We start from the raw sequence: 573 nt of genomic DNA on the forward strand, positions 1-573 counted from the left end.
CCACATGCGCATGGGCGCCGGCGGCGCTGGCGCCGTGGCGGGCTTCGCGCATGCCGCGCGGACGGAGGCGGCTGAATGAGATCCGCCCCCCGCCTTGCGCGCCGCGACCCCCCCGCCGCGACCGGAGGGCGCGCCTGATGTTCGGCCTGCCGCTCGCCTTCTCTTCGCCGCTCATCCTCGCCGCGCTCATCGGGCTGCCGCTGCTGTGGTACCTGCTGCGCGTGGTGCCGCCGCGCCCGCACAAGGTGGCGTTCCCGCCCACCGCGCTTCTGTTCGACATCAAGCCGAAGGAGGAGAGCGCGGCGAAGACGCCGTGGTGGCTCACCCTTCTGCGCCTTCTGCTGGCGGCGCTGGTGATCCTCGCCGCCGCCGGCCCGATCTGGAATCCGCCCGCCACCGATCCCTCCCGCAGCGGCCCGCTGGTGATGGTGATCGACCAGGGCTGGCCCGCCGCCCACGAGCTGGGCGCAGCGCACCGCCGCCGCCGACGCCTTCATTCGACGAGGCGGAGCGGGACGGGCGCGGCGTCGCCCTCCATCCCCACGGGCGACGTGCCGAAGGAGCCGACATTGC

1 protein-coding gene is annotated in these 573 nt (G+C 74.7%); it reads left to right on the top strand.

Annotated features, from left to right (window positions below; genetic code table 11):
- Positions 1 to 137: 137 nt before the first annotated feature.
- A partial coding sequence (locus AC2W7M_RS27105; RefSeq protein WP_486136338.1) for a BatA domain-containing protein occupies positions 138 to 573 on the top strand: 436 nt, incomplete at its 3' end.

Source organism: Xanthobacter sp. BG11Y11_SDJG, from assembly GCF_057364445.1.